Annotated in this window: 17 protein-coding genes; 9 read left to right on the top strand and 8 right to left on the bottom strand. The window is 71.6% G+C overall.

Annotated features, from left to right (window positions below):
- Positions 1-91 precede the first annotated feature (91 nt).
- The 3 genes from QFZ58_RS22610 to QFZ58_RS22600 all read right to left on the bottom strand — a co-directional run bounded on the left by QFZ58_RS22610 (position 92) and on the right by QFZ58_RS22600 (position 6,117).
- Positions 92-1,639 carry a DUF5719 family protein gene (locus tag QFZ58_RS22610; protein WP_307126725.1) on the bottom strand — a complete coding sequence of 516 codons (1,548 nt, stop codon included), beginning with the start codon at positions 1,637-1,639 and terminating at the stop codon, positions 92-94.
- Positions 1,636-5,580, bottom strand: a complete 3,945-nt coding sequence (locus QFZ58_RS22605; RefSeq protein WP_307126724.1) for a glycosyltransferase family 2 protein — start codon at positions 5,578-5,580, stop codon at positions 1,636-1,638. Before QFZ58_RS22605 ends, QFZ58_RS22610 begins: the two co-directional genes overlap by 4 nt.
- A gap of 273 nt (positions 5,581-5,853) precedes the next feature.
- On the bottom strand, positions 5,854-6,117 hold the full coding sequence (locus QFZ58_RS22600) for a WhiB family transcriptional regulator (RefSeq protein ID WP_031093859.1): 264 nt from the start codon (positions 6,115-6,117) through the stop codon (positions 5,854-5,856).
- A gap of 701 nt (positions 6,118-6,818) precedes the next feature.
- On the opposite strand from QFZ58_RS22600, the gene QFZ58_RS22595 reads away from it, so the two are divergent.
- The 3 genes from QFZ58_RS22595 (at position 6,819) to QFZ58_RS22585 (ending at position 9,736) form a co-directional block, all read left to right on the top strand.
- Positions 6,819-7,349, top strand: a complete 531-nt coding sequence (locus QFZ58_RS22595) for a cysteine dioxygenase family protein (protein WP_307126723.1) — start codon at positions 6,819-6,821, stop codon at positions 7,347-7,349.
- Between the two features lie 114 nt (positions 7,350-7,463).
- Positions 7,464-8,420 carry a 2-phospho-L-lactate transferase gene (gene cofD, locus QFZ58_RS22590; protein WP_307126722.1) on the top strand — a complete coding sequence of 319 codons (957 nt, stop codon included), beginning with the start codon at positions 7,464-7,466 and terminating at the stop codon, positions 8,418-8,420.
- Complete coding sequence (locus QFZ58_RS22585) at positions 8,417-9,736, top strand: coenzyme F420-0:L-glutamate ligase (RefSeq protein WP_307126721.1); 1,320 nt, start codon at positions 8,417-8,419, stop codon at positions 9,734-9,736. Before cofD ends, QFZ58_RS22585 begins: the two co-directional genes overlap by 4 nt.
- Before the next feature lie 28 nt (positions 9,737-9,764).
- Here the strand turns inward: QFZ58_RS22585 and QFZ58_RS22580 are convergent, their stop codons facing one another.
- The 3 genes from QFZ58_RS22580 to QFZ58_RS22570 all read right to left on the bottom strand — a co-directional run bounded on the left by QFZ58_RS22580 (position 9,765) and on the right by QFZ58_RS22570 (position 13,447).
- Complete coding sequence (locus QFZ58_RS22580) at positions 9,765-10,766, bottom strand: DNA-3-methyladenine glycosylase (protein WP_373428575.1); 1,002 nt, start codon at positions 10,764-10,766, stop codon at positions 9,765-9,767.
- A 61-nt stretch (positions 10,767-10,827) separates the two neighbouring features.
- The gene (locus QFZ58_RS22575) at positions 10,828-11,919 is read right to left on the bottom strand and encodes an NDP-sugar synthase (RefSeq protein WP_307126720.1); all 1,092 of its coding nucleotides are present in this window, start codon (positions 11,917-11,919) and stop codon (positions 10,828-10,830) included.
- Between the two features lie 79 nt (positions 11,920-11,998).
- Entirely contained in the window at positions 11,999-13,447 is a 1,449-nt protein-coding gene (locus QFZ58_RS22570) for an N-acetylmuramoyl-L-alanine amidase (protein ID WP_307126719.1), read from the bottom strand.
- Positions 13,448-13,586: 139 nt separating this feature from the next.
- Here QFZ58_RS22570 and QFZ58_RS22565 point away from each other — a divergent pair, with 139 nt between their 5' ends.
- The 4 genes from QFZ58_RS22565 (at position 13,587) to QFZ58_RS22550 (ending at position 19,488) form a co-directional block, all read left to right on the top strand.
- Positions 13,587-14,339, top strand: coding sequence for a TIGR03089 family protein (locus QFZ58_RS22565; RefSeq protein WP_307126718.1), 753 nt, complete (start codon positions 13,587-13,589; stop codon positions 14,337-14,339).
- A gap of 186 nt (positions 14,340-14,525) precedes the next feature.
- Positions 14,526-15,851, top strand: coding sequence for an LCP family protein (locus QFZ58_RS22560; protein ID WP_307126717.1), 1,326 nt, complete (start codon positions 14,526-14,528; stop codon positions 15,849-15,851).
- Positions 15,852-16,073: 222 nt separating this feature from the next.
- Positions 16,074-17,759 carry an LCP family protein gene (locus QFZ58_RS22555; RefSeq protein ID WP_307126716.1) on the top strand — a complete coding sequence of 562 codons (1,686 nt, stop codon included), beginning with the start codon at positions 16,074-16,076 and terminating at the stop codon, positions 17,757-17,759.
- A 49-nt stretch (positions 17,760-17,808) separates the two neighbouring features.
- Positions 17,809-19,488 carry an LCP family protein gene (locus QFZ58_RS22550; RefSeq protein WP_307126715.1) on the top strand — a complete coding sequence of 560 codons (1,680 nt, stop codon included), beginning with the start codon at positions 17,809-17,811 and terminating at the stop codon, positions 19,486-19,488.
- Positions 19,489-19,552: 64 nt separating this feature from the next.
- Here the strand turns inward: QFZ58_RS22550 and QFZ58_RS22545 are convergent, their stop codons facing one another.
- Positions 19,553-20,575: a glycosyltransferase family 2 protein gene (locus QFZ58_RS22545; protein ID WP_307126714.1), complete on the bottom strand. Its 1,023-nt coding sequence runs from the start codon at positions 20,573-20,575 to the stop codon at positions 19,553-19,555.
- A gap of 325 nt (positions 20,576-20,900) precedes the next feature.
- Between QFZ58_RS22545 and QFZ58_RS22540 the strand changes: the two genes are divergently transcribed.
- The gene (locus QFZ58_RS22540) at positions 20,901-22,265 is read left to right on the top strand and encodes an LCP family protein (protein WP_307128957.1); all 1,365 of its coding nucleotides are present in this window, start codon (positions 20,901-20,903) and stop codon (positions 22,263-22,265) included.
- A gap of 145 nt (positions 22,266-22,410) precedes the next feature.
- Here QFZ58_RS22540 and QFZ58_RS22535 read toward each other — a convergent pair whose 3' ends face one another.
- Entirely contained in the window at positions 22,411-22,959 is a 549-nt protein-coding gene (locus tag QFZ58_RS22535; RefSeq protein WP_307126713.1) for an acyl-CoA thioesterase, read from the bottom strand.
- A 119-nt stretch (positions 22,960-23,078) separates the two neighbouring features.
- On the opposite strand from QFZ58_RS22535, the gene QFZ58_RS22530 reads away from it, so the two are divergent.
- Positions 23,079-24,359 carry an LCP family protein gene (locus QFZ58_RS22530; RefSeq protein WP_307126712.1) on the top strand — a complete coding sequence of 427 codons (1,281 nt, stop codon included), beginning with the start codon at positions 23,079-23,081 and terminating at the stop codon, positions 24,357-24,359.
- The last annotated feature ends 131 nt before the right edge of the window (positions 24,360-24,490 follow it).

Genomic DNA, 24,490 nt, shown 5'->3' with positions numbered 1-24,490 from the left:
AGTCGTCGCACGAACCTCCGTCGCCGGACAGGACTCCGGCGTCCGCGAACACCTCAGCCGTCCGGGAACACCTCAGTCGTCCGGGAACGCCTCAGTCGTCGAGGACGGAGAGGTCCTGTTCGGCGGCGGGCACCTCGACCGTGCCCCCGTCGTTCGGCAGCGTCTGCACGGTGAACATGTTGATGCCGTCCTCCTCGACCGTGAGCGTGCGGGCCGCGTGGACAGGGCCGCCCGATTCCGGCTCCACCGTCAGCGCGTAGGAACCCTTGAGCCCCGGCGGAGCTTCGGGGGTGACCTCGAGGGTCGTCCCTCCCTCGACCGTGTACGTCTTGACGGCGCTGCCCCCGCCCTCGCTGCCCGCGGACACGGTCACCTTGACCTTGGCCGTGGCGCCCGGCGCGGTCAGTGACAGCACCGAGCCCTTCGCCCGGTTGTCGGCGACGCTCGCCCGGGCGCCCACGGGCTCGGTCGCAGGGATGTACGCGACCTCCTGTTCGGCACCGGTCCCGCGCACCACGCGCAGCGCGGCGACGATCGGTGTCACGCTGCCGCCCTCGGGGGACAGCCGGAGCGAGCCGGGCTCCCCCCGTGTGACGTTCTTGAGGTCGAGGCTCGTGGTCATCCCTGACTTGATGTGCAGGCTCGCATTGCCGGCCGGGGAGAACGTCGCGCTCTTCCCCATGAGCTGCACCTTCACATCGGCGTCGTCCTCCCCCGGCGCGAAGGCCACCAGGCGAACGGAGGTCGCGTCGGCCGGGATGCCGGGCAGGACCAGGGTGCCCGAAGGGTCGTCGGAGGCGGTCAGCCAGTCACTGCCCGCCTTCTCGTCGGCGACCCTGACCACCGCGCCGACGCGGCCGGTCCGGGTGGTCACGTGGAGGGTCACATCGTCGACGGCCTCGGTGGTGAGCGTCGAGACCAGCAACGGGACGCTCGACCTGGCCGGAACCGTGATGCCCTCTGCGGCATCGGACTCGAGGACGCCCTCGGGGCCGTAGAGCTCGACGTCCGCCACCGCGGCCGTGTCGTCCGGGTTGGTGAGGTGGATGTAGTCCTGGCGGCTCTTCGCCGTGCTGGCGCCCGGGAGCCAGAAATCCGTGTCCGGGGCGGTGCAGGTGACGCCGAGGAGGCCACGCCCGTCGCCCGCGGAGGTCATGGTGGTCTGCTGGGCGGTCCAGCCCGGGGCCAGCCGGCCGGTGGCGGTACCGATCAGTGCGGGGGCGTTCGACGCGGAGGTCTCGGCAGTGGCCGGCTTGCCGTTTCCCTTGAGGGCGACGACGGGCTTGGCAGCATCCTTGCTCGTCTTCCCGTCCTTGCCCTTCTCCTTGTCCGCGTCCCCGGCCGGAGCGTCCTCGCCGTCCACCGGGAGGGGCACGGACGGTGTCAGCTCGGCCGTTCCGGCCTCTCCGCCGCCCTCTCCCGCCGAGGCTCCAGCCGGTGTGAAGGACGTGTAGGTGGTGTCCGCCAGCTCGGAACTGCTGGGCGCCGGGCAGAGCAGGCTGGAGCGCTCGACGGGGAGCCGGGCCGCGGCCTTCGCCTCTGGTGCGCCTGTGTCGCCGGGCGCGTTGAGCGCGGCGAAACCGGTGACGGCGGCGAGGGCGACAACGCCCGCGATGAGGGACAGGGGGGTGGACTTCACTCGGACTCGCCTCGCGATGCGTTGCCGGTCGGCCACGGGCCCTGGCCCGGGGCTGGGTTCTCGTCGTGCCCGTCGTAGGCAGCGTCGTTCTCCTGCCCGTCGTACGGAGCGGCCTCGCCGCCCGCCCCCGGGGTGTAGTGCTGCTGCTGGGCGTAGCCGTACGGGTCGTAGGCGCCCTGCTGCTGGTAGGCGTCCTGCTGGTACGGATCCTGGGGGTAGGGCTCCTGCTGGTACGGATCGGCCTGGTAGTACTGGCCCGCGTCCTGCCCGGCCTGGTACCGGCCCGCGTCCTGCCCGGTGTGGTACTGGCCCGTGTCCTGCCCGGCCTGGTACTGGCCGTGGTCGGCGTCCTGGTACTGCTGCGCGTCCCACCCGCCGTCACCGTAGCCCTGCTGTCCGACCGCCGCGTACGAACCGGTGCCGTTCTGGTCGTCCGGGGCGGCGGCGTACGGATCGGTGTTCTGCTGCGCCGGGATGTAGCCCTCCTGGGCCGGCCGGGCGGCGTCCGGGACGGCTGTCCCACTCTGCGGGCCGTACGGGGTCTCCTGCCCGACGGCCTCCTGAACGGACCCGCCGGTCCCATGGAACTCATGGGACTCACCGGAGGCACCCGGCTCGCCGAAGGCACCGTTCTCCTCGGCCTCGCCGTCCTCCCCGGCCACGGCTGCCTCCGCCTGTGCCGCGGCGCGCAGCCTGCGGGCCCGGCGCCCCTCCCCCGCGACCGGCTCGGCCGCGACGGTCGCGGTCTCCTCGGGCAGGTCGTCGTCGATCTCGCGGCGACGGCCCGGCAGGGCCAGGACCAGCAGCACGACACCGAGCACCACTTGGGTCCAGATCCAGACGGTGTGTGTGAGCGGAGTGTCGTAGGTGAGGTCCAGCGTGCCGCTGTCGGCCGGGAGTTCGAAGCCCTGGGCCCAGCCGTCCACCGTCTTCGGCTTCAGGGCCCGGCCGTTCAGCGTGGCCTGCCAGCCGGGGTCGGCCCCGTCGGCGATCCGCAGCACCCGGCCGGAGTCGCCTGCCGGGATCTTGGAGTGCGCCTCGACGGGCAGCGAACCGACGGCGACCGGCTCGGCGCCGGCACCGGCCGGGACGATCATGACGCGGGACACCTGGCGGTCGACCCGCCACAAGGCGCTGCCGTCCAGCTGGCTGAGCCGGCTCAGACCCGGCGTCGCGTCGAGCACGCGGCTCATCTCCCGCGGCGCCCCGTCCCGTACGAGGACGTAACGGATCGCGAAGCCGCTGAGCTGGCTGCCCTGATCCGCGCCGGAGCCCGCGACGAGATTGGCGACGACCTTGTCGAGGTGGGCGTTGCCGCCGCCCGCCTCGGTGAGTTCGGCGTCCCCGAGCCGGGCGCCCGAGCCGCGGACGAGGCTGTACGAGACGGCTGCCGGTGACGAACCGCCCAGGACCAGGGTCCGCGGCTGGTCCCGGGTGGTGCTCTCCTCCGCGACGAAGGCGGGCACCTGCACCGGGTCGCGGCGCTCCAGCGGCCCTGCGGCGCCACCGATCATCCAGCCGGCCGCGGCCAGCACGGGAGCGACCCCGGCGGCCAGCGCGATCAGTGCGGCGACCGGCTGGCGCCAGCCGAAGCTGAGCTCGGCGACCCGGACCCGGGCGCCGTCGGCGCCGAGGAGCGCGGCGGCGATCAGCGCGCTGCCGTAGACGAGGGTGGCGGGCCCCGCCCAGGTGGAACCGTTGGCGATTGCGGCGAAGAGCAGACCGACGAGTGCGGTGGTCCAGGCGGTACGGATGGCGAACTGCCGCTCACCGCGCAGCAGCGCGGCCAGCGCCGCCAGGACGATGCCCAGCAGCAGGACGCCCCCCGCGGCCTTGGGCCCACCGGGGCTGATGCCGAGCAGGTCGAGGGCGGTGGCCGTGCCCGTGCCCAGGTCCTTACCCGCCTCCTTCAGGAAGCCGGACGGGCTGGTCAGCAGCGACAGCGACCAGGGAGCGAGGACCAGCAGCGGCGTGCCCGCCGTGGCCAGGAAGCGCAGCCCGTACGCGGTGATGTCACCCCGTCGCAGGACCAGGACCCCGAGTCCGAGCACCACGGCGAGCGGCCAGACCACCGGAGTGAAGGCCGTCGCGAGGGTGAGCAGCAGCGTGTACGCCCAGGTCGCACGCCAACTGCCACGCGTGGTGGCGCTGCCGTCGCGCAGCCCGTACGCGGCGACGGCGGCGCGGGCGATCAGCGGCAGCAGTACCGCAAGGACGGCGGTCCCGATGCGGCCGGTGGCCAGTGCTCCCGTCGCGGCGGGCAGGAAGGCGTACGCGACGCTCGCCCAGGCCCGCAGGAGGCGGGACTGGAGCAGCGGCCGGGAGGCGAAGTACGCGGTGAGCCCCGCGAGAGGTACCGAGCAGACCAGCAGCACGGTGAGGGCGAAGCCCGTGGAGCCGAGGAAGAGGGCGGACAGGGCGGCGACCATGCCGAGGTAGGGCGGTGCGGTCTGTGTGCCGCCGGTGCCGACCGTGTGCCACCCGTCCGCGTACCGCCCCCAGAGGTCGGAGACGTCCGCCGGGGCGGGCAGCAGCGCGCCGCCCGCGAGGGCGCCGCCGCCGAGAAGGCCGCGGCAGGCGACCAGCGAGACCAGGAGGAGGAGTGCGAAGAGGACGGGGCCGGGCTTGCGGACGATGCGCTTGACCCGTGCGAACTGTTCGATCTCCAGGAAGTCGGCGTCGTCGCCGCCGGGGCCGGATTCGACGGCTCCGTGCCGTGAACCACCGGATTCCGCGTCGGTGCGAGTGCCGAAGTTGCCCGCGACCTGCTCGACGGTGGCGCGGACGGTGGCGCCGGGCGGCGGGAAGAGGGACCGCAGTTCGGCGGCGTCCACGCCTCCCTTGCCCCGCGCACGGCGTCCGGCGAGGATCCGCCCGGGTCGCAGCAGGGTGCCGAAGAGTCCGGCGACCTCGTCCAGCGCCTGCCCGGGCACCTTGCCGACGAGGTAGGCGAGGGTGCGGAGCAGGGTCCCGAGGACGATGCGGAGCAGCGCCCAGGGGAGCTGTCTGCCCCGGGCGTTGACGAGCATCGTGTAGACGGCTCCGGCCTTGTCGACGCGGTGCGGGCTGGAGACGGAGCGTCCGGCACAGTCGATGGGGCGGCGTTCCCTGGCGGAGGCCTCGGCATGCCGCAGCACCGCGTCCGGTGCGACGAGCACCCGGTGGCCGGCCATGTGGGCGCGCCAGCACAGGTCCACGTCGTCACGCATGAGCGGAAGCCTGCGGTCGAAGCCGCCGAGTTCCTCCCAGACGTCGCGGCGTACGAGCATCCCGGCGGAGGAGACGGAGAGCACGGTACGCACCTGGTCGTGCTGCCCCTGGTCCTGCTCACGCCGGTCGAGTCCGGTCCAGCGGCGTCCGCTGTTGGCGATGGAGACGCCGACTTCGAGGAGCTGCTTGCGGTCGTACCAGCCGCGCAGCTTCGGTCCGACGATCGCGGCGTGCTGGTCGTGGTCGACGACGCGCAGCATCTCGGCGAGCGCGTCCGGCTCGGGCGCGCTGTCGTCGTGGAGCAGCCAGAGCCACTGGACGGGTTCGCCGTGCGGGAGTTCCGGCAGGTCGTACGCGTCGTCGCGCCAGCTCCGGGTGGCCGGGTCCCAGCCGCTGGGGCGCTTCAGGTACGGCAGGTCGTCGGGCGTGAGGACGCCGGCCGTGCGGGTCGCCTCGTCGACGGCGGTGCCGAAGCTCGTACGGCGTGCGAGGTGCAGGACGCGCTCGCCGCCGAGCGCCTGGGTGACCAGGTGCGCGGAGTCGTCGGCGCTGCCCGTGTCGGCGGCGACGACGTTCTGTACGGGGCGTTCCTGCCCGAGCAGCCCGGCCAGCACGTCGGGCAGCCAGCGCGCGCCGTCATGGGAGACGAGCACGGCGGTGACGACGTGCCGGGGGAACTCTGGGGCGGCGGCGGCCGGGTTCGGCGCCGCCGGGTGGCTGTGCACGGACATCGAGGTACGGGCCCTCCGGCCGGGTCCGGAGGGGCGTCCCCCCGGGGGCTGCATCGGTGTACACGCGCGCCCCGGCGGGGCGTTGGCGCGTCTCTCGGACGGGGCCCCACACTAACGGTACGGATGTGCGCCCCGCTCCGAGCGGTTGACCGGCGGGCAGGGAGGGCGTGCGGACACGCTGATGGCCCGTGGCCCCGGACCGCGTACGGGTCCGGGGCCACGGGCCATCAGCGGCCCGGGCTGCCGGGTCCGTGGCGCGTGGCGCGTGGCGCGTCAGATGGCGGCCTTCTTCAGGCGCCGCCGCTCCCGCTCGGAGAGGCCGCCCCAGATGCCGAACCGTTCGTCGTTGTTGAGGGCGTACTCGAGGCACTCGGAGCGGACCTCGCACGCGAGACAGACCTTCTTGGCCTCGCGGGTCGATCCGCCCTTCTCGGGGAAGAAGGACTCGGGGTCGGTCTGGGCGCACAGCGCGCGCTCCTGCCAGCCGAGTTCTTCGTCCGCGTCCTCGACCAGCAGTTGCTGGAACAGCTCGGTCATGTGCGCCCCTCGTCTGTCTCTTGCGTCCCCGTGATGCGGCCGTTATGTGAGGCCGAACAACACGAGTGAAATTACAAGTGTGTAGCTCTGGGCCAGTCAAGCGAAGATCTGCTATTGGCCTCGGTATTCACTCTGCGGAACCAAGCGTATGCGGAAAGTGTTCAAATCACCAAAAACCTGACATATGCCGCCGGTCTCCCCGGCCACCGCTTCTCACCGGGTGAGACGACCGCGGCCACCTCGATGTTTCGATTCGATCATCGAAGCGATCAAGATCACAGTCGGGTCACAGGCGTCAGCCGCGTTTGGGAGCACGGTTGTTGCGCCACCTTGCCTCTCCTGGGGCTGCCAAAACCTTTCTCCTCCTTCGGCAACCGGATGGGATGAAAGATTGCCGCCAAACCGGGCATAGAGTTGACAGAACATCCGCCGAACCGGTCTCCTTGCCCGTATGCCAGCGACCGCAGCGATGTACCCGACCCACGTCCGTGGGTTCCGTACGGCTGTCCAGGCCCGCTGTTGCTGTTCCAGCTGTCACAGCTGTTGAAGCCCTGACGCTCCAGCTCTGACCAGCTCGCCTTCCAGCGCTTTCCGGTCTCCTCGGGCCGCGTGTCTCCCCGAGACCCGCGTGTCTGCCCGAGAACCGCGTCTGCGCGACACCCCCCGCACGTGCATCCCCACGCCGAGGAATTCCCGCACCCATGAACAGCGACAGCGACCTCCAGATCGCCGGCGACATCCTCGAGGTCCAGCACCTCCTCCAGCCGGCCCGCCCCCACCCCTCCACCGTGGCCGGGTTCGCCGGGCTCGCCCGCACCATCGCGGCCGACCGTGACCGCTGGGCCCCGCTCGTCCGGTACGACACCACCACGCGCTGGTACCACCGGCTGCAGGCGGTACCGCCGACTCCCGGGACGGCCCCTGCGGGGGAAACCCCGCTCGGCTACGAGGTATGGCTGCTCAGCTGGGTCCCCGGTCAGGGCAGCGGACTCCACGACCACGGCCTCTCCTCCGGCGTACTGACCGTCCTGGAGGGCGAACTGACGGAGCACACGCAGCGCGGGACACGCGCTCTGGCCCCCGGCGCACAGCGCGTCTTCGCCCCGGGGTACGTCCACGAAGTCGTCAACGACTCCCTCGAACCGGCCGTCAGCCTCCACATCTACTACCCGGGCCTCACCGACATGCCCATGCACGCGGCACAGTGCGCCCAGGAGACCGTGACCGCCTGACGGCCCCACCCGTCACCCACCACCACCCCACACACGCCAGGCTCCGCCTGACAGCCCCACCCGTCACCCACCACCACCCCACACACGCCAGGCTCCGCCTGACAGACTGTCTGTATGCGCATTGTGGTTCTGGCCGGCGGTATCGGTGGTGCTCGTTTCCTGCGCGGCCTCAAACAGGCCGCGCCGGACGCGGACATCACGGTCATCGGCAACACCGGTGACGACATCCATCTGTTCGGGCTGAAGGTCTGCCCCGACCTGGACACCGTGATGTACACCCTCGGCGGTGGCATCGACGAGGAGCAGGGCTGGGGGCGCGCCGACGAGAGCTTCCAGGTCAAGCAGGAGCTGGCCGCCTACGGCGTCGGACCCGAGTGGTTCGGGCTCGGAGACCGCGACTTCGCGACCCACATCGTCCGTACGCAGATGCTCGGCGCCGGTTACCCCCTGAGCGCGGTCACCGAAGCGCTCTGTGCGCGCTGGAAGCCGGGGGTCAGGCTGGTCCCGATGTCCGACGACCGCGTGGAGACCCACGTGGCGGTCGACGTGGACGGCGAACGCAAGGCCATCCACTTCCAGGAGTACTGGGTGAAGCTGCGCGCCTCCGTCCCGGCGCACGCGATCGTCCCGGTGGGAGCCGAGCAGGCCAAGCCCGCACCGGGCGTCCTGGAAGCCCTCGCCGAGGCGGACGTCATCCTCTTCCCGCCGTCCAACCCGGTCGTGTCGGTGGGGACCATCCTCGCCGTACCCGGTATCCGGGAGGCCATCGCCGAGGCGGGCGTGCCGGTCGTCGGGCTCTCCCCCATCGTCGGGGACGCGCCCGTGCGCGGCATGGCCGACAAGGTGCTGGCCGCCGTGGGCGTCGAGTCGACGGCCTCTGCCGTCGCACGGCACTACGGGTCGGGGCTCCTGGACGGCTGGCTGGTCGACACCGTGGACGCCGGAGCCGTCGGCGAGGTGGAGGCGGCCGGGATCCGCTGCCGCGCCGTCCCGCTGATGATGACGGACGTGGAGACGACGGCCGAGATGGCACGGCAGGCACTGGCGCTGGCCGAAGAGGTACGGGCATGAGCACCCCGGACACCCGAGCACCCTCCTACCGGGTGTGGGCGCTGCCCGGCATGCCCGAGGTCCGGGCGGGGGACGACCTCGCGAAGCTCATCGCCGCGACGGAGCCGGGCCTCGTGGACGGCGACGTCCTGCTGGTCACCTCGAAGATCGTCTCCAAGGCGGAGGGCCGGATCGTCGAGGCCGCCGACCGGGAGGCGGCGATCGACGCCGAGACCGTCCGGGTGGTGGCCCGGCGCGGGACACTGCGGATCGTGGAGAACCGGCAGGGCCTCGTCATGGCCGCCGCCGGCGTCGACGCGTCGAACACCCCGGCCGGGACGGTGCTGCTGCTCCCCGAGGACCCCGACGCCTCGGCCCGGTCGATCCGGGACGGGCTCCGGGACACGCTCGGCGTCGAGGTCGGGGTCGTCGTCACGGACACCTTCGGGCGTCCCTGGCGCAACGGGCTCACCGATGTGGCGATCGGCGCGGCGGGCGTCCGGGTCCTGGACGACCTGCGGGGCGGCACGGACGCGCACGGCAATCCGCTGAGCGCCACCGTCGTCGCCACGGCCGACGAGCTGGCCTCGGCCGGCGACCTGGTGAAGGGCAAGGCGTCCGGTCTGCCGGTCGCGGTCGTGCGGGGACTGGCCCATGTGGTGGCCCCGCCCGGCTCCGAGGACGGGGCCAGGGCGATGGTGCGGGTGGCGGCCGACGACATGTTCCGGCTGGGGACCTCCGAGGCGGTGCGCGAAGCACTGCAGCTGCGCCGCACGGTGCGGGAGTTCACGGACGAGCCGGTGGACCCGGGAGCCGTACGGCGTGCGGTCGCGGCGGCGGTGACGGCCCCTGCGCCGCACCACACGACGCCGTGGCGGTTCGTCCTGCTGGAGTCGGCGCGGTCGCGGACCCGGTTGCTCGACGCGATGCGGGAGGCGTGGATCGCGGACCTGCGCCGGGACGGCCGGAGCGAGGAGTCGATCGCCAAGCGGGTACGCCGCGGCGACGTCCTGCGCAACGCGCCGTACCTGGCGGTGCCCTGCCTCGTGACGGACGGCTCGCACACCTACGGGGACGAGCGCCGGGACGCTGCGGAGCGTGAGATGTTCGTGGTCGCGGCGGGCGCGGGCGTGCAGAACTTCCTGGTGGCGCTGGCCGGTGAGCGGCTGGGCTCGGCCTGGGTGTCCTCGACGATGTTCTGCCGGGACGTGGTGCGCGAGGTCCTCGACCTGCCGGCCGGCTGGGACCCGCTGGGCGCGGTGGCCGTGGGGCACGCGAAGACGGCTCCGCCGGCCCGGGGAGCCCGGGACGCGGAGGCGTTCATCACCGTGCGATAGGCGTACGGCGGCGTGTCCCGCCACCGCCCTACAGGCGGGCGATGTCGCGCGGCGTCATGCGGGGAGCCCGTCGGGGCGGGGTGTGGCCCGAGAGCAGGATCAGGCGGGTCGCACGGTGGCGCTGGCCCGCGTACGGGGCCAGGAGGGCCAGCATGGCGTCGTCGTCGGCGTCCCTGTCACCGGCCAGGGCGTAGCCGACGATACCCGGGAGGTGGATGTCGCCGACGGTGACCGCGTCGGCCGCGCCGTTCGAACGCTGCAGGGTCTCCGCCGCCGTCCAGGGCCCGATGCCCGGGATCAGCTGCAGCCGCGCCATGGCCTCGGGGAGCTCCATCGACGCCGCCTCCTCCATGCGGCGGGCCACCCGGACCGCGCGCAGGATCGTCGCCGAGCGCTTGGAGTCCACGCCCGCCCGGTGCCACTCCCAGGACGGGATCCTCGCCCAGGTCCGGGCGTCCGGCATGACGTGGAGGCCGTACGCGGCGAACTCCGCGTCCGCGGGGCCGGGGGCCGGGGTGCCGTAGGTACGGACCAGCAGGCGCCAGGCGCGGTAGGCCTCGTCGGTGGTGACCTTCTGTTCCAGGATCGACGGGATCAGCGACTCCATGACCAGCCCGGTGCGCAGCAGACGCAGGCCGGGCCGCCGGTGGTGGGTCGTGGCGACCAGCCGGTGGCGGGGGCGGAAGGCGTCGGGTGCGTCGCCCTCACCGAGCAGCGTGGGCAGCTGGTCCAGGAGCCACTGCGCCCCGGGGCCCCAGGCCGCCGCCGCGATCCGGCCGTCCCGGGCCGCCGCGACTCGCAGGGTGCCGGGGCCGGCCGGGGTACGCGTCGCCCGCCAGAACGTGCCGTCGGGCAGCGCCCGGTAGGTGGGGTCGGCGGGCCCCCGCCGCAGCGGGGAGAGGACCAGCCTCAGGTCCAGCGGCCCCGGCGGCGTCCAGGTCCGGTGCGAGGCGGACGCTTCCGCGACCGCCGGCTGCTGCTGCTGCTGCCGGGGCACGGCGGTGGTGAGGGGTACGAAGCGTCCTGCCACGGGTGAGGTCCTCGGTCGTCGGGGGGGGGTGCCTATCGAGGGTACGGCCGACGGGGACCGTTCACTGGTCGGACGAGAAGCGGACCGAGGCGTCCGGGAGGACCGCGCCGCACCAGACGCGGATCCCGTCGCGCAGTTCGTTGTCGGCGCCGACCTGCGCACCGTCGCCGACCACCGCGCCTGCCAGGACCGTGCGGCTGCCGATCCGGGCGCCGGCCCCGACCAGTGAGTCGCTGATCACCGCGCCCGGTTCGACGACGGCGCCCGCCAGCACGGTGGAGCCCGAGATCCTGGCGCCCTCACCGATGACCGCGCCCTCACCGACGACCGTACCGCCGGTGAGCTTGGCGTCGACGGCCACGGAGGCGGAGGGCAGGACGAGCCGGTCGCCGCAGCGGCCGGGGACGGCGGGGGACGGCGCACGGCCCAGGACGAGGTCGGCCGAACCGCGGACGAACGCCTGCGGGGTGCCGAGGTCCAGCCAGTAGGTGGAGTCGACCATGCCCTGGAGGTGGGCGCCGGAGGCGAGGAGCCCGGGGAACGTCTCGCGCTCCACCGAGACGGGCCGGCCGGCCGGGATGGTGTCGATGACGGAGCGGCGGAAGATGTACGCCCCCGCGTTGATCTGGTCGGTGACTATCTCCTCGGGTGTCTGGGGCTTCTCCAGGAAGGCCGTCACCCTGCCGGTCGCGTCCGTCGGCACGAGGCCGAAGGCACGGGGGTCCTCCACCCTGGTCAGGTGCAGGGAGACGTCCGCCCCGGATGTGGCGTGCGACGCGACCAGGGCCCGGATGTCGAGGCCGGTGAGGATGTCCCCGTTGAAGATCAGGACGGGGTCGTCCGGGCCCGAGGACAGTCGCGCCGCCACGTTGCGGATGGCACCGCCGGTGCCGAGCGGCTCGTGCTCGGTGACGTACTCGATGGAGAGGCCGAGCGAGGAACCGTCGCCGAAGTGCGGTTCGAACACCTCCGCCAGGTAGGAGGTCGCGAGCACGATGTGCTCGACCCCCGCCGCCCTGGCGCGCGCCAGTTGGTGCGTGAGGAACGGGACGCCCGCCGCGGGCACCATCGGCTTCGGGGTGTTCACCGTGAGCGGGCGCAGCCGGGTGCCCTTGCCCCCGACCAGGAGGATCGCTTCTCTTGCCTCTGTCACAGCGCCGTCTCTGCTTCCTGCTGGGGCCGGGCCTCGTATCGGCTGGCCAGTGTATGCAGACCGTCCGCAGCTCCTTCGGTCAGCGGCCCTGCAGGTTGGCCGAACTGGTCCGGGCCGTGCCGAGCTTCTTGTAGAGACGGCTCCCGGGGCATTCGGTTGCGAAACCGTCGCGATGACCGGCGATGACGTTGAGTTTGACCTTCGCGCCCTTCTTGTACTTGCCGCTGCCGCCGGAGACGAGCGTGACCTTGCCCTTGGGGTTGCGGCCGTACAGGCCGAGTTTCCAGGCGGTGAGCTTGGCGATCGCGGTCACCGCGGCGGCGGGCGGGTTCTTGGAGCTGTACGTCCCGAGTACCGCGATGCCCATGCTGTTGGTGTTGAACCCGAGCGTGTGGGCTCCCAGGACGGCCTTCGTGACGCCTCCGGCCCGCCCTTCGTAGATGTTCCCGCACTTGTCGACGGCGAAGTTGTAGCCGAAGTCGCGCCAGCCACTGCTCTTGACGTGGTAGCGGTAGATGCTGCGCAGGACCGAGGGCGCCTGGGAGCAGGTGTAGTTGTTGCCGGTGGCGCTGTGGTGGATGAAGGCGGCCTTGACCGTGCTGGTGTAGGCGAAGGCGCGTTCGCGCAGGCTCTCGTCGGCGCCCCAGCCCTTGCGCGTGACGATGCGCGGGCGGGGCCCCACGAACGGCTTGGCACCCGCCGCGACGACCGCCTGCTCCTCGGACTCGGCCTTGCTCAGGGCCGGGATCTCGGCCGCACCGAGCGGGGCGAGGTCGGCGTTGACCGCGGAGGCCTCGGCTGCCGCCACGGTGAGGCCGGCGTAGTCGGGGAGCGCGCCCGGCTGCGGGGAGGTGGCCGGTGTCGCGGTCCCGGCCGACGGGGTGGCCACGGCCGGTGTCGCCACGCCCGTGGCGCCCGCGGCCGGCGTCTGCTGGGGGTCGTCGCCGGGGTCGACGAGCTCCACCCGCAGGCCTGCGGGAAGTGCGGCGGTGTCGCCCTCACCCGTCCGCGGCCCCCCGGCCTCGCCGTGGACGCGTACCTCGACGCCGTCCGAGTCACCGACCCAGAGGGGGGCGGTGGAGCCGCGGACCGTGCCCGATTCACGCTCGGCGCTTCCGGCGTCGGCGCCGTGGTCGGCGTTGTGCGTCTCCAGGTCCTGCCAGCCGGACCACCGGCCGGTGCCGGTCGCACGGGTACGGACCTGCACGGTGCCGTGCAGTTCGGTGTCGGCGTCGTCCCAGACCACGCCGACGAGCGAGAAGCGGTGCGAGTCGAGCTGCCGCAGCCCTTGAGCGGCGGGAGACGGGGACGACGTGGAGTCGGTGGGTTCACCGGCGGCCCGGGAGGCGGCGCCGGTGAGCGGCCGCAGGGGCAGGGACTGGGTCGAGCCCAGGGGCTCGGCAGCGGGGACCGCGGGCGCCTGGGCGACCGGGACGGGAGCGGGGACGGCCGGCGCGGGCGCGGCGAGCGGGAGGGTGAGTGCCGCCGCGCAGGTGACGCCGATGGAAGAGGAAAGAAGTGCACGCATACAGGAAATACTTTGCTCAGTCCGGCATTCCCGGCTACTGGAGTGCATCCGCCGTTACTTGACGACCCGTCTGCCGAACCGGTGTACGCGCCGCCCGCCCGCCCCGCCCGGGCGGCTCCCGCCGCGTACCCTTGCCCGGATGAACGCCAGTGATCGCACCCCCGCCGACCTGCTGCGATCCGCGCTCGTCGCGGACCCCGCCCGCCCCCTCGTCACTTTCTACGACGACGCAACCGGAGAGCGCGTCGAACTGTCGGTGGCGACGTTCGCCAATTGGGTGGCCAAGACGGCCAATCTGCTGCAGGGCGACCTGGCCGCGGAGCCCGGCGACCGGCTCGCCCTGCTGCTGCCGGCCCATTGGCAGTCCGCGGTCTGGCTGCTCGCCTGCGCCTCCGTCGGCGTCGTCGCCGACGTCCAGGGCGACCCCGCCACCGCCGATCTGGTCGTCAGCGGACCGGACACGCTGGAGCGGGCGCGTACGTGCCGCGGTGAGCGGGTCGCCCTGGCCCTGCGCCCCCTCGGCAGCCGCTTCCCGCAGACACCCGACGGGTTCTCGGACTACGCCGTCGAGGTGCCGGGCCAGGGCGACCGCTTCGCCCCGTTCGCGCCGGTGGACCCCGCCGCACCCGCCCTGGCCGTGGGCGGCGTCGAGCTGACGGCGGACCAGCTGGTGGCCCGGGCCCGTCAGGACGCGGCGGAACTCGGGCTCGTCCCTGGATCGCGGCTGCTGACGGGGCGCACGTACGACACCTGGGACGGACTCTCCGCCGGGTTGTTCGCGCCGCTGGCCGCAGGGGGGTCGGTGGTCCTGTGCCGCCACCTGGACCGGCTGGACGAGGACGGTCTCGCCAAGCGTGTGGAGAGCGAGCGCGTCACCGGCAGCGCGGTATGACAAGCGCTCCGAGGGCCACCCGTCCGGCCCAGGGCGGGCCGAGCCCCCGGGACTGAGCACCGACGGCGGTACATGATCGGGCGGTACGAAGCGCCGCCGAGAACGCTGCCCGATTGCACAACCAAGCGTGAGGTTCAGCCGTCTACTCCTGCGACCGGCGGCCCAGCGCGCCGCCGACCGTGAAGGATGGACGCAGACGTGACCGACAGTGCCGGCCCCCCGGACCACCCGGACCACTCGCCCGGGGACGAGCCCACGGACGGGACACAGGACGCGTCACGGCCCGCGGAAGACGACGGCTCCCCCGCAGGGGCGGGCGACGGCGACGGCACCTGGGCCGAGCGGCCGAAGGACGGCCTGCCCGGCCGCAGGGGCCACTGGATCCGGTGGACGGCCCTCGCCCTGTCGTTCCTGGTGCTGGTGGCCGCCGGCGCGGGCTGGTGGTTCTACAAGAAGCTCGACGGCAACATCACGACCGACACGGGCGCCGCCGCCGAGCTCAAGGCGTACGAGAAGGAGCGCCCTACGCCGATCGCGCAGGACGCGCAGAACATCCTGCTCATCGGCTCCGACACCCGGGCGGGCGACAACAGCAGGTACGGCCGCGACGACGGCGGCAGCCAGCGCTCGGACACCACGATCCTGCTGCACCTCGCCGCCGACCGCAGGAGCGCGACCGCGGTGTCGCTGCCGCGCGACCTGATGGCCGAGATCCCCAGCTGCCACGACGCGGACAAGAAGGCGACCAGGAAGCAGTTCGCGCAGTTCAACTGGGCCTTCGAGCTCGGCGGCACGGCCTGCACGATCCGCACCGTGGAGAAGATGACGGGCATTCGCATCGACCACCACATGGTCATCGACTTCAACGGGTTCAAGGACATGGTCGACGCCGTGGAGGGTGTCGAGATCTGTCTCAAGAAGCCGGTCGACGACGCCGACGCCCACCTCAAGCTCCCGGCGGGTCGCCAGAAGCTCGACGGCGAGGAGGCGCTCGGGTACGTACGGGCGCGCAAGTCGATCGGCAACGGCAGCGACACCGATCGGATGGAGCGCCAGCAGAGATTCCTCGGGGCTCTCGTCAACAAGATGCAGAGCAACGGGGTCCTGCTGAACCCGACGCGCCTCTACCCGGTACTGGACGCGGCGACCAAATCACTCACCACCGACCCGGGGCTGAACTCCCTCCGGGATCTGTACGACCTGGTGCGAGGAATGCGGAACGTACCGACGGACAAAGTGCAGTTCCTGACCGTGCCCCGACAGCCCTACCGCGCGAATCCGAACCGCGACGAGCTCGTGCAGCCGGACGCCGACCGGCTGTTCGAGCAGTTGCGCAAAGACGAACCCGTCGCCGTCGTTCCCGCCGATGAAATCCGCACAGCCGATTCACAGGCGGATCACAGTCCGGACGGGAACTCGTCCGGCCAAAAGCCCGAGGCCGTTACCGGGAGCCCGACACCCTCTCCCACCTATTCGGGATCGAATGCCGCCGACGACCCGTGCGACGCGTAAAGCGATATTCAAGTGACGGGAGCCGAACGGAGCGGAATAGGCGGAATGCCCGGTTGTAAGGGGCGTGGAATATCTCACGCGTGTCACCGATCGCCGAATCGGCCGGATAGTGTGACGCGATCCGGTGCTTGTGGCCGTCAGGTCGCGCACTGCTGGAGGGAAAGACCGAGCGCTTGCCGGGGGAGGCGCCTCGCGTGGCACCGACGAAGGATTCAGGAAGACGTGGACGCGCATAGCCGTGGGCAGGTGGGCGAAATCGATCCCGCCGACCAGTGGGTGCTCAACCCGCAGACCGGCCATTACGAACTGCGACCGGACAACTCCGCAGGAGAGTCGTCCGAAGCCCCCCGTCCAGCCGGCCGTCGCTCCGCCGGCGGTGAGGTGCCGGTCCAGCGCGACCGTCGCTCGACGCGCAACGGCCGTGCCCAGGAACCCCCGGCCGGCGGCCGCCGCAAGCGCCCGTCCCCCGGTTCCCGGCGGAAGAAGGCCCTGCTGTGGACCGGCGGGGTCATGGCCTTCGTGATCGTCGCCGGTTCGGCCGGAGCCTATGCCCTCTACCAGAAGTTCAACGGCAACCTCGACACCGTCGACGTCGGTGACGCGGGCAGCAAGAGCGTCACCGCCGACGGGCCGCTCAACATCCTGATCATCGGCACGGACAAGCGCATCGGAGAGGGCAACGAGGGGTACGGCGACAAGGGCAGCACCGGCCACGCCGACACCAACATCCTCTTCCACGTCTCCGCGGACCGCACCAACGCCACGGCGCTGAGCATCCCCCGGGACCTGATGACGGATATCCCTGAATGCACCACCAAGCAACCGGACGGCTCCGAGAAGGTCATACCCGGCTCGCGGAACGTCCGCTTCAACGTCAGCCTCGGCCAGGAGGGGCGCGACCCCGGCTGCACGATGCGTACGGTCAAGGAGATCACGGGCCTCTCGGTCGACCACTTCATGATGGTCGACTTCAACGCGGTCAAGACGCTTTCGACGGCCGTCGGCGGCGTCAAGGTCTGCCTGGCCAAGGCGGTGAAGGACCCGGACTCGCACCTCGATCTGCCGGCGGGGGAATCCACCGTCCAGGGCGAGGACGCGCTGGCCTTCGTCCGCACCCGGCACAGCTTCGGCAACGAGAGCGACCTCGACCGGATCAAGGTCCAGCAGCAGTTCATCGGCTCGATGATCCGGCAGATGAAGTCCGACGACACGCTGACCGATCCGTCCAAGCTCTTCAGCCTCGCCGACGCGGCGACCAAGGCGCTCACCGTCGACTCCGGCATCGGCTCGATCAAGAAGCTGACCTCGCTCGCCAAGGAGCTCGGCAAGATCGACACGAAGAACATCACGTTCGTCACGCTGCCCGTGATCGACAACCCCGCCGAGCCGACGCCCGTCACCGTGGTCGTGGATCCGCGGAAGTCCCCGCAGCTCTTCGCGACGATGCGCTCCGACACCTCCCTGACCGAGGTGAAGAAGAAGGAGAAGGCGGCCAGGACCGAGCAGGCGGCGGCACTCCGGGGGACCAAGGCGGCACCGGCCGACGTACACGTCGACGTCCTCAACGGCGGCGACATCCCCGGAGCCGCCCGGTCGACGGTCACCTGGCTGCGGAACGAGCAGGGCGTCCTCGAGTCCACCAACAAGGCCAACGCACCGTCGAAGATCGACAGGACGACACTGGCGTACGCGCCGAACCAGGCGGACCAGGCCCGCACGCTCGCGGACATGATGGGGCTGCCCGCCACGGCACTGAAGCAGGGAACGAGCGACGCCGAGGGGCTTCAGGCGATGGTCCTGACCCTCGGGGCCGATTTCAAGGGCGCGGGGGTGCCCGTCACCGGTCCGGCGAAGGCGCCGGACGACATTCAGAAGGCCAGCGCCGACAAGGCGGAGTGCGCGAAGTGACGACAGGTCGCAGCGCCACAGCGAAAGTCTGAGCAGCAGGGGGGTCCTGGTGGGACGAAGCAGCACGCGCGGGGAGGGGACGCGGTCGCGCGTCCGGCACGGCGACCCGGCCGACGGGCCCCACGAGGGCGAGAGCGAGGGCGGTACGGGACGCGGCGGTCGTGGCCGGCGGGAGCGGTCCGCCCCGCCGGAGGGCGGACGTCGCCAGGCCGGGCCCGGCCGCCGCTCGAGACGTGCCCCCAGGAGCGGCAGGCGCCGCATACTGCGCTGGGTCGCCTCCGTGCTCGCCCTGCTGATACTCGGCACCGGCGCGGCCGGTTACCTCTACTACAGGCACCTCAACGGCAACCTCAGGAAAGAGGACCTGACGCTCGGCGACAAGGAGATGGCCGACCACAAGGCCAACGCCGCTGGGCAGACCCCGCTGAACATCCTGATCATCGGCTCCGACGCCCGGGACTCCAAGGAGAACCAGAAGCTCGGCGGTGCGAAGGAGACCTTCGGCGCCGCGCCCCTCGCGGACGTGCAGATGCTGCTCCACCTCTCCGCCGACCGCAGCAACATCTCGGTCGTCAGCATGCCGCGCGACACCATGCTGAAGATGCCGAAGTGCACCGACCCCGACACGGACAAGGTGTATCCGGCCAGCGCGGGGAACGTACAGACCAACCAGAGCCTCGGCCGCGGTGGGCCGGGCTGCACCGTCGCCACCTGGTACGAGCTCACCGGCATCACGATCGACCACTTCATGATGATCGACTTCTCGGGTGTCGTGTCGATGGCCGACGCGGTCGGCGGTGTCCCGGTCTGCGTCGACGCCAACATCCGCTCGCGCGGCTCCGACGGCAAGGGGTCGGGGCTGACCCTGGAGAAGGGCACCACCTCTATCAAGGGCACGCAGGCCCTGCAGTGGCTGCGTACCCGGTACGGCTTCGAGGACAACACGGACCTGGGACGCGCCGAGGCCCAGCACCAGTACCTGAACTCGATGGTGCGCGAGCTGCGCAAGGGCACCAAGCTCACCGACCCCGGAAAGCTGATGGACCTCGCCGAAGCCGCCACCAGCGCGCTGACGGTCGACAAGGGCCTCGACACCGTCAAGAAGCTGTACGACCTCGCCGAGGAGCTCAAGAAGGCCCCGACCGGCCGCATCACGATGACGACGATGCCGAACGTCTACGGCACGGGGGCTCTCGACGGCCGGGTGTTCCCCAAGCCGGGCGACGCCGAGCAGCTGTTCCGGATGATCCGCGACGACATCCCCCTGGACGGCAAGGCGTCCAAGCGCAAGACCCCGGTGACCAAGGACCCTGCCGCGCCCACCGGTGAGATCGCGGTCAGCGTGCGCAACGCGACCGGTACGGACACGCTCGCTCCGGCCCGGGGCCGTGCGAGCACCGTCGGGAAACTGCTGACGGACGCGGGGTTCGCCCGGGCCACGATCGACTCGCAGGACGTCGAACCGGCCGCCCGTACCGGCATCCTCTATCCCTCCGCGGACATGGAGGGTGACGCGCAGGCCGTCGCCAAGACCCTCGGGATCCCGGTGTCCCAGGTGAAGAAGTCGACCGACGTCTCGGGCATCACGCTGGCCGTGGGCGCCGACTGGCGCGAGGACGGCGCCTATCCCGCCTCCGGGGCCGAGGAGAAGACCCCGGACACCGCGAAGGCGCTCAACGGTGAGGACGAGGGGGCGTGCATGCACGTCAACCCGAACTACACCTGGTAGCCCGTGCGGAAAGGAGGGCCCCCGAAGCCGGTGGGGGCCGGTGGGGCCCTCCTCCGTACGGCCGTCAGACCGTCTGCTCCCGCACCGCCGGGCGGCGGCTCGCGATGACCTTCTTCGCCAGTGAGCGGGGGCTGGTCAGGAAGCCGTACCCCCACGACATGTGCATGGTGGCCAGCGCCACCGGGATCTGCGCCCGCGCCCTGAGCGACAGGCCCTTGCCCGCCGGCAGCGACCCGGCCACGATGGCCGCGACGTACCCGGCCGGCACGACGAACGCCCACGGGGTGACGGCGGCACCGACGACGATGCCCGCGGCGATCGCGCAGACGGCGGTCGGCGGAGCCAGGTAGCGCAGGTTGATCGAGCCGGAGTGGTAGCGGGCCACGACGTGGCGCCAGCGGCCGTAGTCCTTGTACTGCTTGGCGAGCGCGCGGACGCTGGGGCGCGGACGGTACTGCACCTTCAGCTCGGGCGAGAACCAGACGGTCCCCCCCGCCTCGCGGATGCGGAAGTTGAGCTCCCAGTCCTGGGCGCGGATGAACTCCACGTTGTAGCCGTCCGCCCGCTCCAGCGCCTCGCGCCGGAAGACCCCCAGATACACGGTTTCGGCCGGACCCGCCTGTCCGCCGGTGTGGAAGGCGGCGTTGCCGACGCCGATCTTCGACGTCATCGCGGCGGCGACGGCCTCCTCCCAGGCGTTCTCGCCCTCGGCGTGCATGATGCCGCCGACGTTCTGCGCGCCGGTCTCCTCCAGGAGCCGGACCGCGGTGGCGATGTAGTTCGGCGAGAGCATGCCGTGACCGTCGACCCGCACCACGATCGGGTGACGCGAGGCCTTGATCGCGGCGTTGAGCGCGGCCGGGGTACGGCCGGTCGGGTTGGGCACGGTGTGGACCCGGGAGTCCTCCCGCACCAGCTCAGCGGCTATCTCGTCGGTACGGTCGGCCGAGGGGCCGAGGGCGATCACGACCTCCATCTCACCGGCGTACACCTGCTCCAGGATGTGCCGGACCGAGTTCCTGAGATGACGTTCCTCGTTGAGCACCGGCATGATCACGGAGACGGCGGGGTACTGCGCGGCAGACATGTGGTCCTCGGGGGTCCTCGGGGGGTGCCGACGGCTCCGGGCTTCGCACCCCGGAAGGCGGCGTGATTCGGCCGCCACGTTACCGCGAACGGGGGACACCGGCGCGCGCCGCCAGTTCTCCTCCCGGTCCGCTGATCGTATGGGCCTACCGTGCGAAAGTCCCACTAGCACTGCGGAGGTGTCCCTCGTGCCCACGCCGCCCCGATCGCCCCGGCCCCCTCGCCCCCGTACCGCCCCTGTGCAGCGCAGACCCGCTCGGCAGCCAAGGGCCGAAGGCCGTGGCAGCGGCCTGCCGGGCGGCCGGAAGGTGCCGCCCCGCTGGGGCATGCGGGTGGCCACCGGGCTCTCCGTGCTGGTGCTCGGCGCCGGCGGGATCGGCCATGCCGTGGTGAGCGGACTGGAGACGGGGATCGACCGGGTCGACCCGTTCAAGGACATGAAGAACCGCCCACAGGGTGGTCACGGCATGAACCTCCTGCTCGTCGGCACCGACGGTCGCGACAAGATCAGCAAGGACGACAAGAAGAAGTACAGGCTGGGCGGTGAGCCCTGTCACTGCACCGACACCCTCATGCTCGTGCACCTCTCGGCCGACAAGCAGCGGGCGAGCGTCGTCAGTCTGCCGCGCGACAGTTACGCGGAGATCCCGGCGCACACCGACCGCAACACCGGTCAGCAGCACTCCGCCCACCCCTTGAAGCTGAACGCCGCGTACGCCGAGGGCGGCCCGCAGCTGACCGTGCGGACCGTCGAGCAGATGACGGACATCAAGATCGACCACTATCTGGAGGTCGACTTCACCAGCTTCATGAAGACCGTGGACACCGTGGGCGGGGTCGAGATCTGCACCGCGAAGCCGCTCAAGGACTCCTACACCGGCCTCGACCTGAGCGCGGGCCCCCACAAGCTGGACGGCGGGCAGGCCCTGCAGTACGTGCGCTCGCGCCACATCGACGGGGCCGCGGACCTGGGCCGGATGCAGCGCCAGCAGAAGTTCATGGCCTCGCTGATCAAGCGGACGACCAGCAGCGGCGTCCTGATGAACCCGGTGAAGTTCCGGCAGCTCGCGGCGTCGATGCTCGACTCCGTCCGCGCCGACGAGGGCTTCGACACGGAGCAGATGCTGGAGCTCGGCAAGGCGATGCGCCGCTTCACCCCGGCCTCGTCCGAGTTCACCTCCGTGCCGCTGGAGAAGGACGGCTACCAGGTCAAGGGCATCGGTGCCACGGTGAAGTGGGACGCGCCGAAGGCGAAGAAGCTGTTCCGGGCCCTGCGTGAGGACAAGCCGCTCACCGCGCACCTGCCGAAGCAGCCCAAGGCCACGCTCGTGGCCGTCGCTCCGCAGCAGATCCGGGTCCAGGTCTACAACGGGACGCCGCGGGACGGCCTCGGCCAGGAGGTGGACGCCGCGCTGCGGGGCACCGGTTTCGACACCACGCGGCTGCCGTTGAACGGCGGCGCGGACGTGGTCAAGCGGACGGTGGTCAGCTACGACCCCCGGTGGGACCGGTCCGCGAGGTCCCTGGCCGCAGCGCTGCCCGGCTGCGAGCTCAAGGCGGTGAAGGGGCAGGGCGGCACGATGAAGGTGACGGCCGGCGCGGACTTCACCGAGGTACGGCGGGTGAAGGGCGAGGACCCGCAGCGGGGCGAGTTCGACGCGGTGACGGGCGACCAGGTCGTCTGCCCGTGAACGGGCCCCGGGCCGTCCGAACCTGTACGCGGGCAGGTCTTTCGCACCGTAGGTGAGCCGGGTCGTCCGGCCCAAGGGCGGTCCCGGAGCGACATGGATGCCCGGCCCGCTGCCTGGTGGCCGGACAGCGTCACCGCCCCCGGCCTCAGTCGTCGATGCCCTCCGCGGCGCGCTTCTCCCGCAGCTCCTTGATCGCACGCCGGCGGGCCAGGCGGTGCGTACGCCGGATCTGCGCCTCCTGGTAGCGCCGCTTGTCCCGTTCCGTCTCCGGCACCACCTGCGGTACGCGGCGCGGCTTGCCCTCCTCGTCGACCGCGGCGAACACCAGGTACGCGCTGCCGACCTGCTGGGCGGGGGTCGACTCGTTCCACCGCTCCGCCATGACCCGGACCCCCACCTCCATCGAGGAGCGGCCGGTCCAGTTCACCTGCGCACGGACGTGGACGAGGTCACCGACGCGGACCGGCTCCAGGAAGACCATCTCGTCCATCGAGGCCGTCACCGCCGGGCCACCCGAGTGCCGGCCTGCGACGGCACCCGCCGCGTCGTCGACCAGTTTCATGATCACACCGCCGTGGACCGTGCCCAGGAGGTTCGTGTCGTTGCCGGTCATGATGTGGCTGAGGGTGGTCCGGGAGGCCGAGGTCGGCTTGTCCACGACCTCACCCGCCGGGATCTGGGCCTGATCTGTCATGCCCTCCACCTTATGCGGGGGCTTGCGCACGGTTGCATTGCATCAGCTTCGCAACAGCCCCGGCCCGAAATCCGGTACACCCTGTAAGAGCCGAGGGCCGAGACGGCACACTGGTCCCCATGAGCGAATGGCCCGATGGGCGGAACGGCGGATCCGGCGAACGCTACGGACAGGGCAGTGCGAGCTCCCGGCCCGAGAGCGCCCGTGCGATGCCGCACGTCCGGCGCCGTCCCGCTCCGCCGCAGTCCCCGCCCCGCATCCCGCCGCAGCAGGGACAGGGTTACGACGAGGGCCCCGGCTACGACAGCGGTTACAACACGGGTCAGGTCTACGCCGGACAGAGCCGTGGTGGCGGGGGCGGTAACGGCGGTGGCCGCCGCGGAGGCGGCGACAGCGGTTACGTCCGGCCCCGTCCGGCCGCCGACTGGGGCCGGCGGATCAAGGTCGGTGCGCTGACCCTCGTGGTGGTGCTGCTCGCCGTCTCCGTCGGCACGTACTTCTGGGCGGACGGCAAACTCAAGCGCGAGGTCGACCTGTCCAAGGTCATCGAGCGGCCGGGCGAGGGAGACGGCACGAACTACCTGGTCGTCGGCTCCGACAGCCGTGAGGGCATGACGGCGGAGGACAAGAAGAAGCTGCACACCGGCTCCGCGGAGGGCAAGCGGACCGACTCGATGATGATCCTGCACGACGGGTCCAACGGCCCGACGCTGATCTCCCTGCCCCGCGACTCGAACGTCGAGATCCCTTCGTTCGTCGGCTCCGAGTCCGGCAAGAAGTTCGCGGGGACCGGCCGCACGACGAAGCTGAACGCCGCCTACGCGGAGGACGGCCCGGAGCTGCTGGTCCGCACGGTCGAGTTCAACACCGGGCTGCGCATCGACCACTACGTCGAGATCGGCTTCGGCGGCTTCGCCAAGATCGTGGACGCGATCGGCGGCGTGGAGCTGGACATCCCCAAGGCGTTCAAGGACAAGAAGTCCGGCGCCGACTTCCAGGCCGGCAAGCAGACCCTGGACGGTGAGCAGTCGCTCGCCTTCGTACGCACCCGGTACGCGTTCGCGGGCAGCGACCTGGACCGCACGAAGAACCAGCAGAAGTTCCTCGCGGCCCTGGCCTCGCAGACGGCGACCCCGTCGACCGTCCTCAACCCGTTCAAGCTCTACCCGACGATGGGCGCGGGCCTGGACACGCTGGTCGTCGACAAGGACATGTCGCTCTGGTCGCTCGGCAACATGTTCTTCGCGATGAAGGGCGTCACGGGTGGCGAGGGCACGTCGATGAACATCCCGCTCACGGGCGAGAGCGTGAACGGCAACCTGGTCTGGGACAAGACGAAGGTCAAGCAGCTCGTGGAGCAGCTGAAGAACGACGAGAAGGTCACGGTCAAGGGCAGCTGACGCCCCTCCGGCCGCACGAGGTCCCTCACCCGTCGCGGGTGAGGGACCTCTTCGCGTCCCGGACGTGCAGGACCTCACCGCCTCCCGGGCGTGCAGGACCTCACCGCGTCCCGGGCGTGCAGGACCTCACC

Source organism: Streptomyces sp. B1I3, assembly GCF_030816615.1.
GTDB lineage: Bacteria > Actinomycetota > Actinomycetes > Streptomycetales > Streptomycetaceae > Streptomyces.
Note: the sequence above shows the minus strand (reverse complement) of the source record. Positions and strands in the feature narration are given on the sequence as shown.

What these genes read in the sequence shown, in the direction of transcription:
- cofD (WP_307126722.1), top strand. Translation starts at nt 7,464, where the DNA reads ATGCGCATTGTGGTTCTGGCCGGCGGTATCGGTGGTGCTCGTTTCCTG.
- QFZ58_RS22545 (WP_307126714.1), bottom strand. Translation starts at nt 20,575, where the DNA reads ATGTCTGCCGCGCAGTACCCCGCCGTCTCCGTGATCATGCCGGTGCTC.
- QFZ58_RS22595 (WP_307126723.1), top strand. Translation starts at nt 6,819, where the DNA reads ATGAACAGCGACAGCGACCTCCAGATCGCCGGCGACATCCTCGAGGTC.
- QFZ58_RS22560 (WP_307126717.1), top strand. Translation starts at nt 14,526, where the DNA reads ATGGACGCAGACGTGACCGACAGTGCCGGCCCCCCGGACCACCCGGAC.
- QFZ58_RS22570 (WP_307126719.1), bottom strand. Translation starts at nt 13,447, where the DNA reads ATGCGTGCACTTCTTTCCTCTTCCATCGGCGTCACCTGCGCGGCGGCA.
- QFZ58_RS22585 (WP_307126721.1), top strand. Translation starts at nt 8,417, where the DNA reads ATGAGCACCCCGGACACCCGAGCACCCTCCTACCGGGTGTGGGCGCTG.
- QFZ58_RS22600 (WP_031093859.1), bottom strand. Translation starts at nt 6,117, where the DNA reads ATGACCGAGCTGTTCCAGCAACTGCTGGTCGAGGACGCGGACGAAGAA.
- QFZ58_RS22605 (WP_307126724.1), bottom strand. Translation starts at nt 5,580, where the DNA reads ATGTCCGTGCACAGCCACCCGGCGGCGCCGAACCCGGCCGCCGCCGCC.
- QFZ58_RS22530 (WP_307126712.1), top strand. Translation starts at nt 23,079, where the DNA reads ATGAGCGAATGGCCCGATGGGCGGAACGGCGGATCCGGCGAACGCTAC.
- QFZ58_RS22540 (WP_307128957.1), top strand. Translation starts at nt 20,901, where the DNA reads ATGCGGGTGGCCACCGGGCTCTCCGTGCTGGTGCTCGGCGCCGGCGGG.
- QFZ58_RS22535 (WP_307126713.1), bottom strand. Translation starts at nt 22,959, where the DNA reads ATGACAGATCAGGCCCAGATCCCGGCGGGTGAGGTCGTGGACAAGCCG.
- QFZ58_RS22565 (WP_307126718.1), top strand. Translation starts at nt 13,587, where the DNA reads ATGAACGCCAGTGATCGCACCCCCGCCGACCTGCTGCGATCCGCGCTC.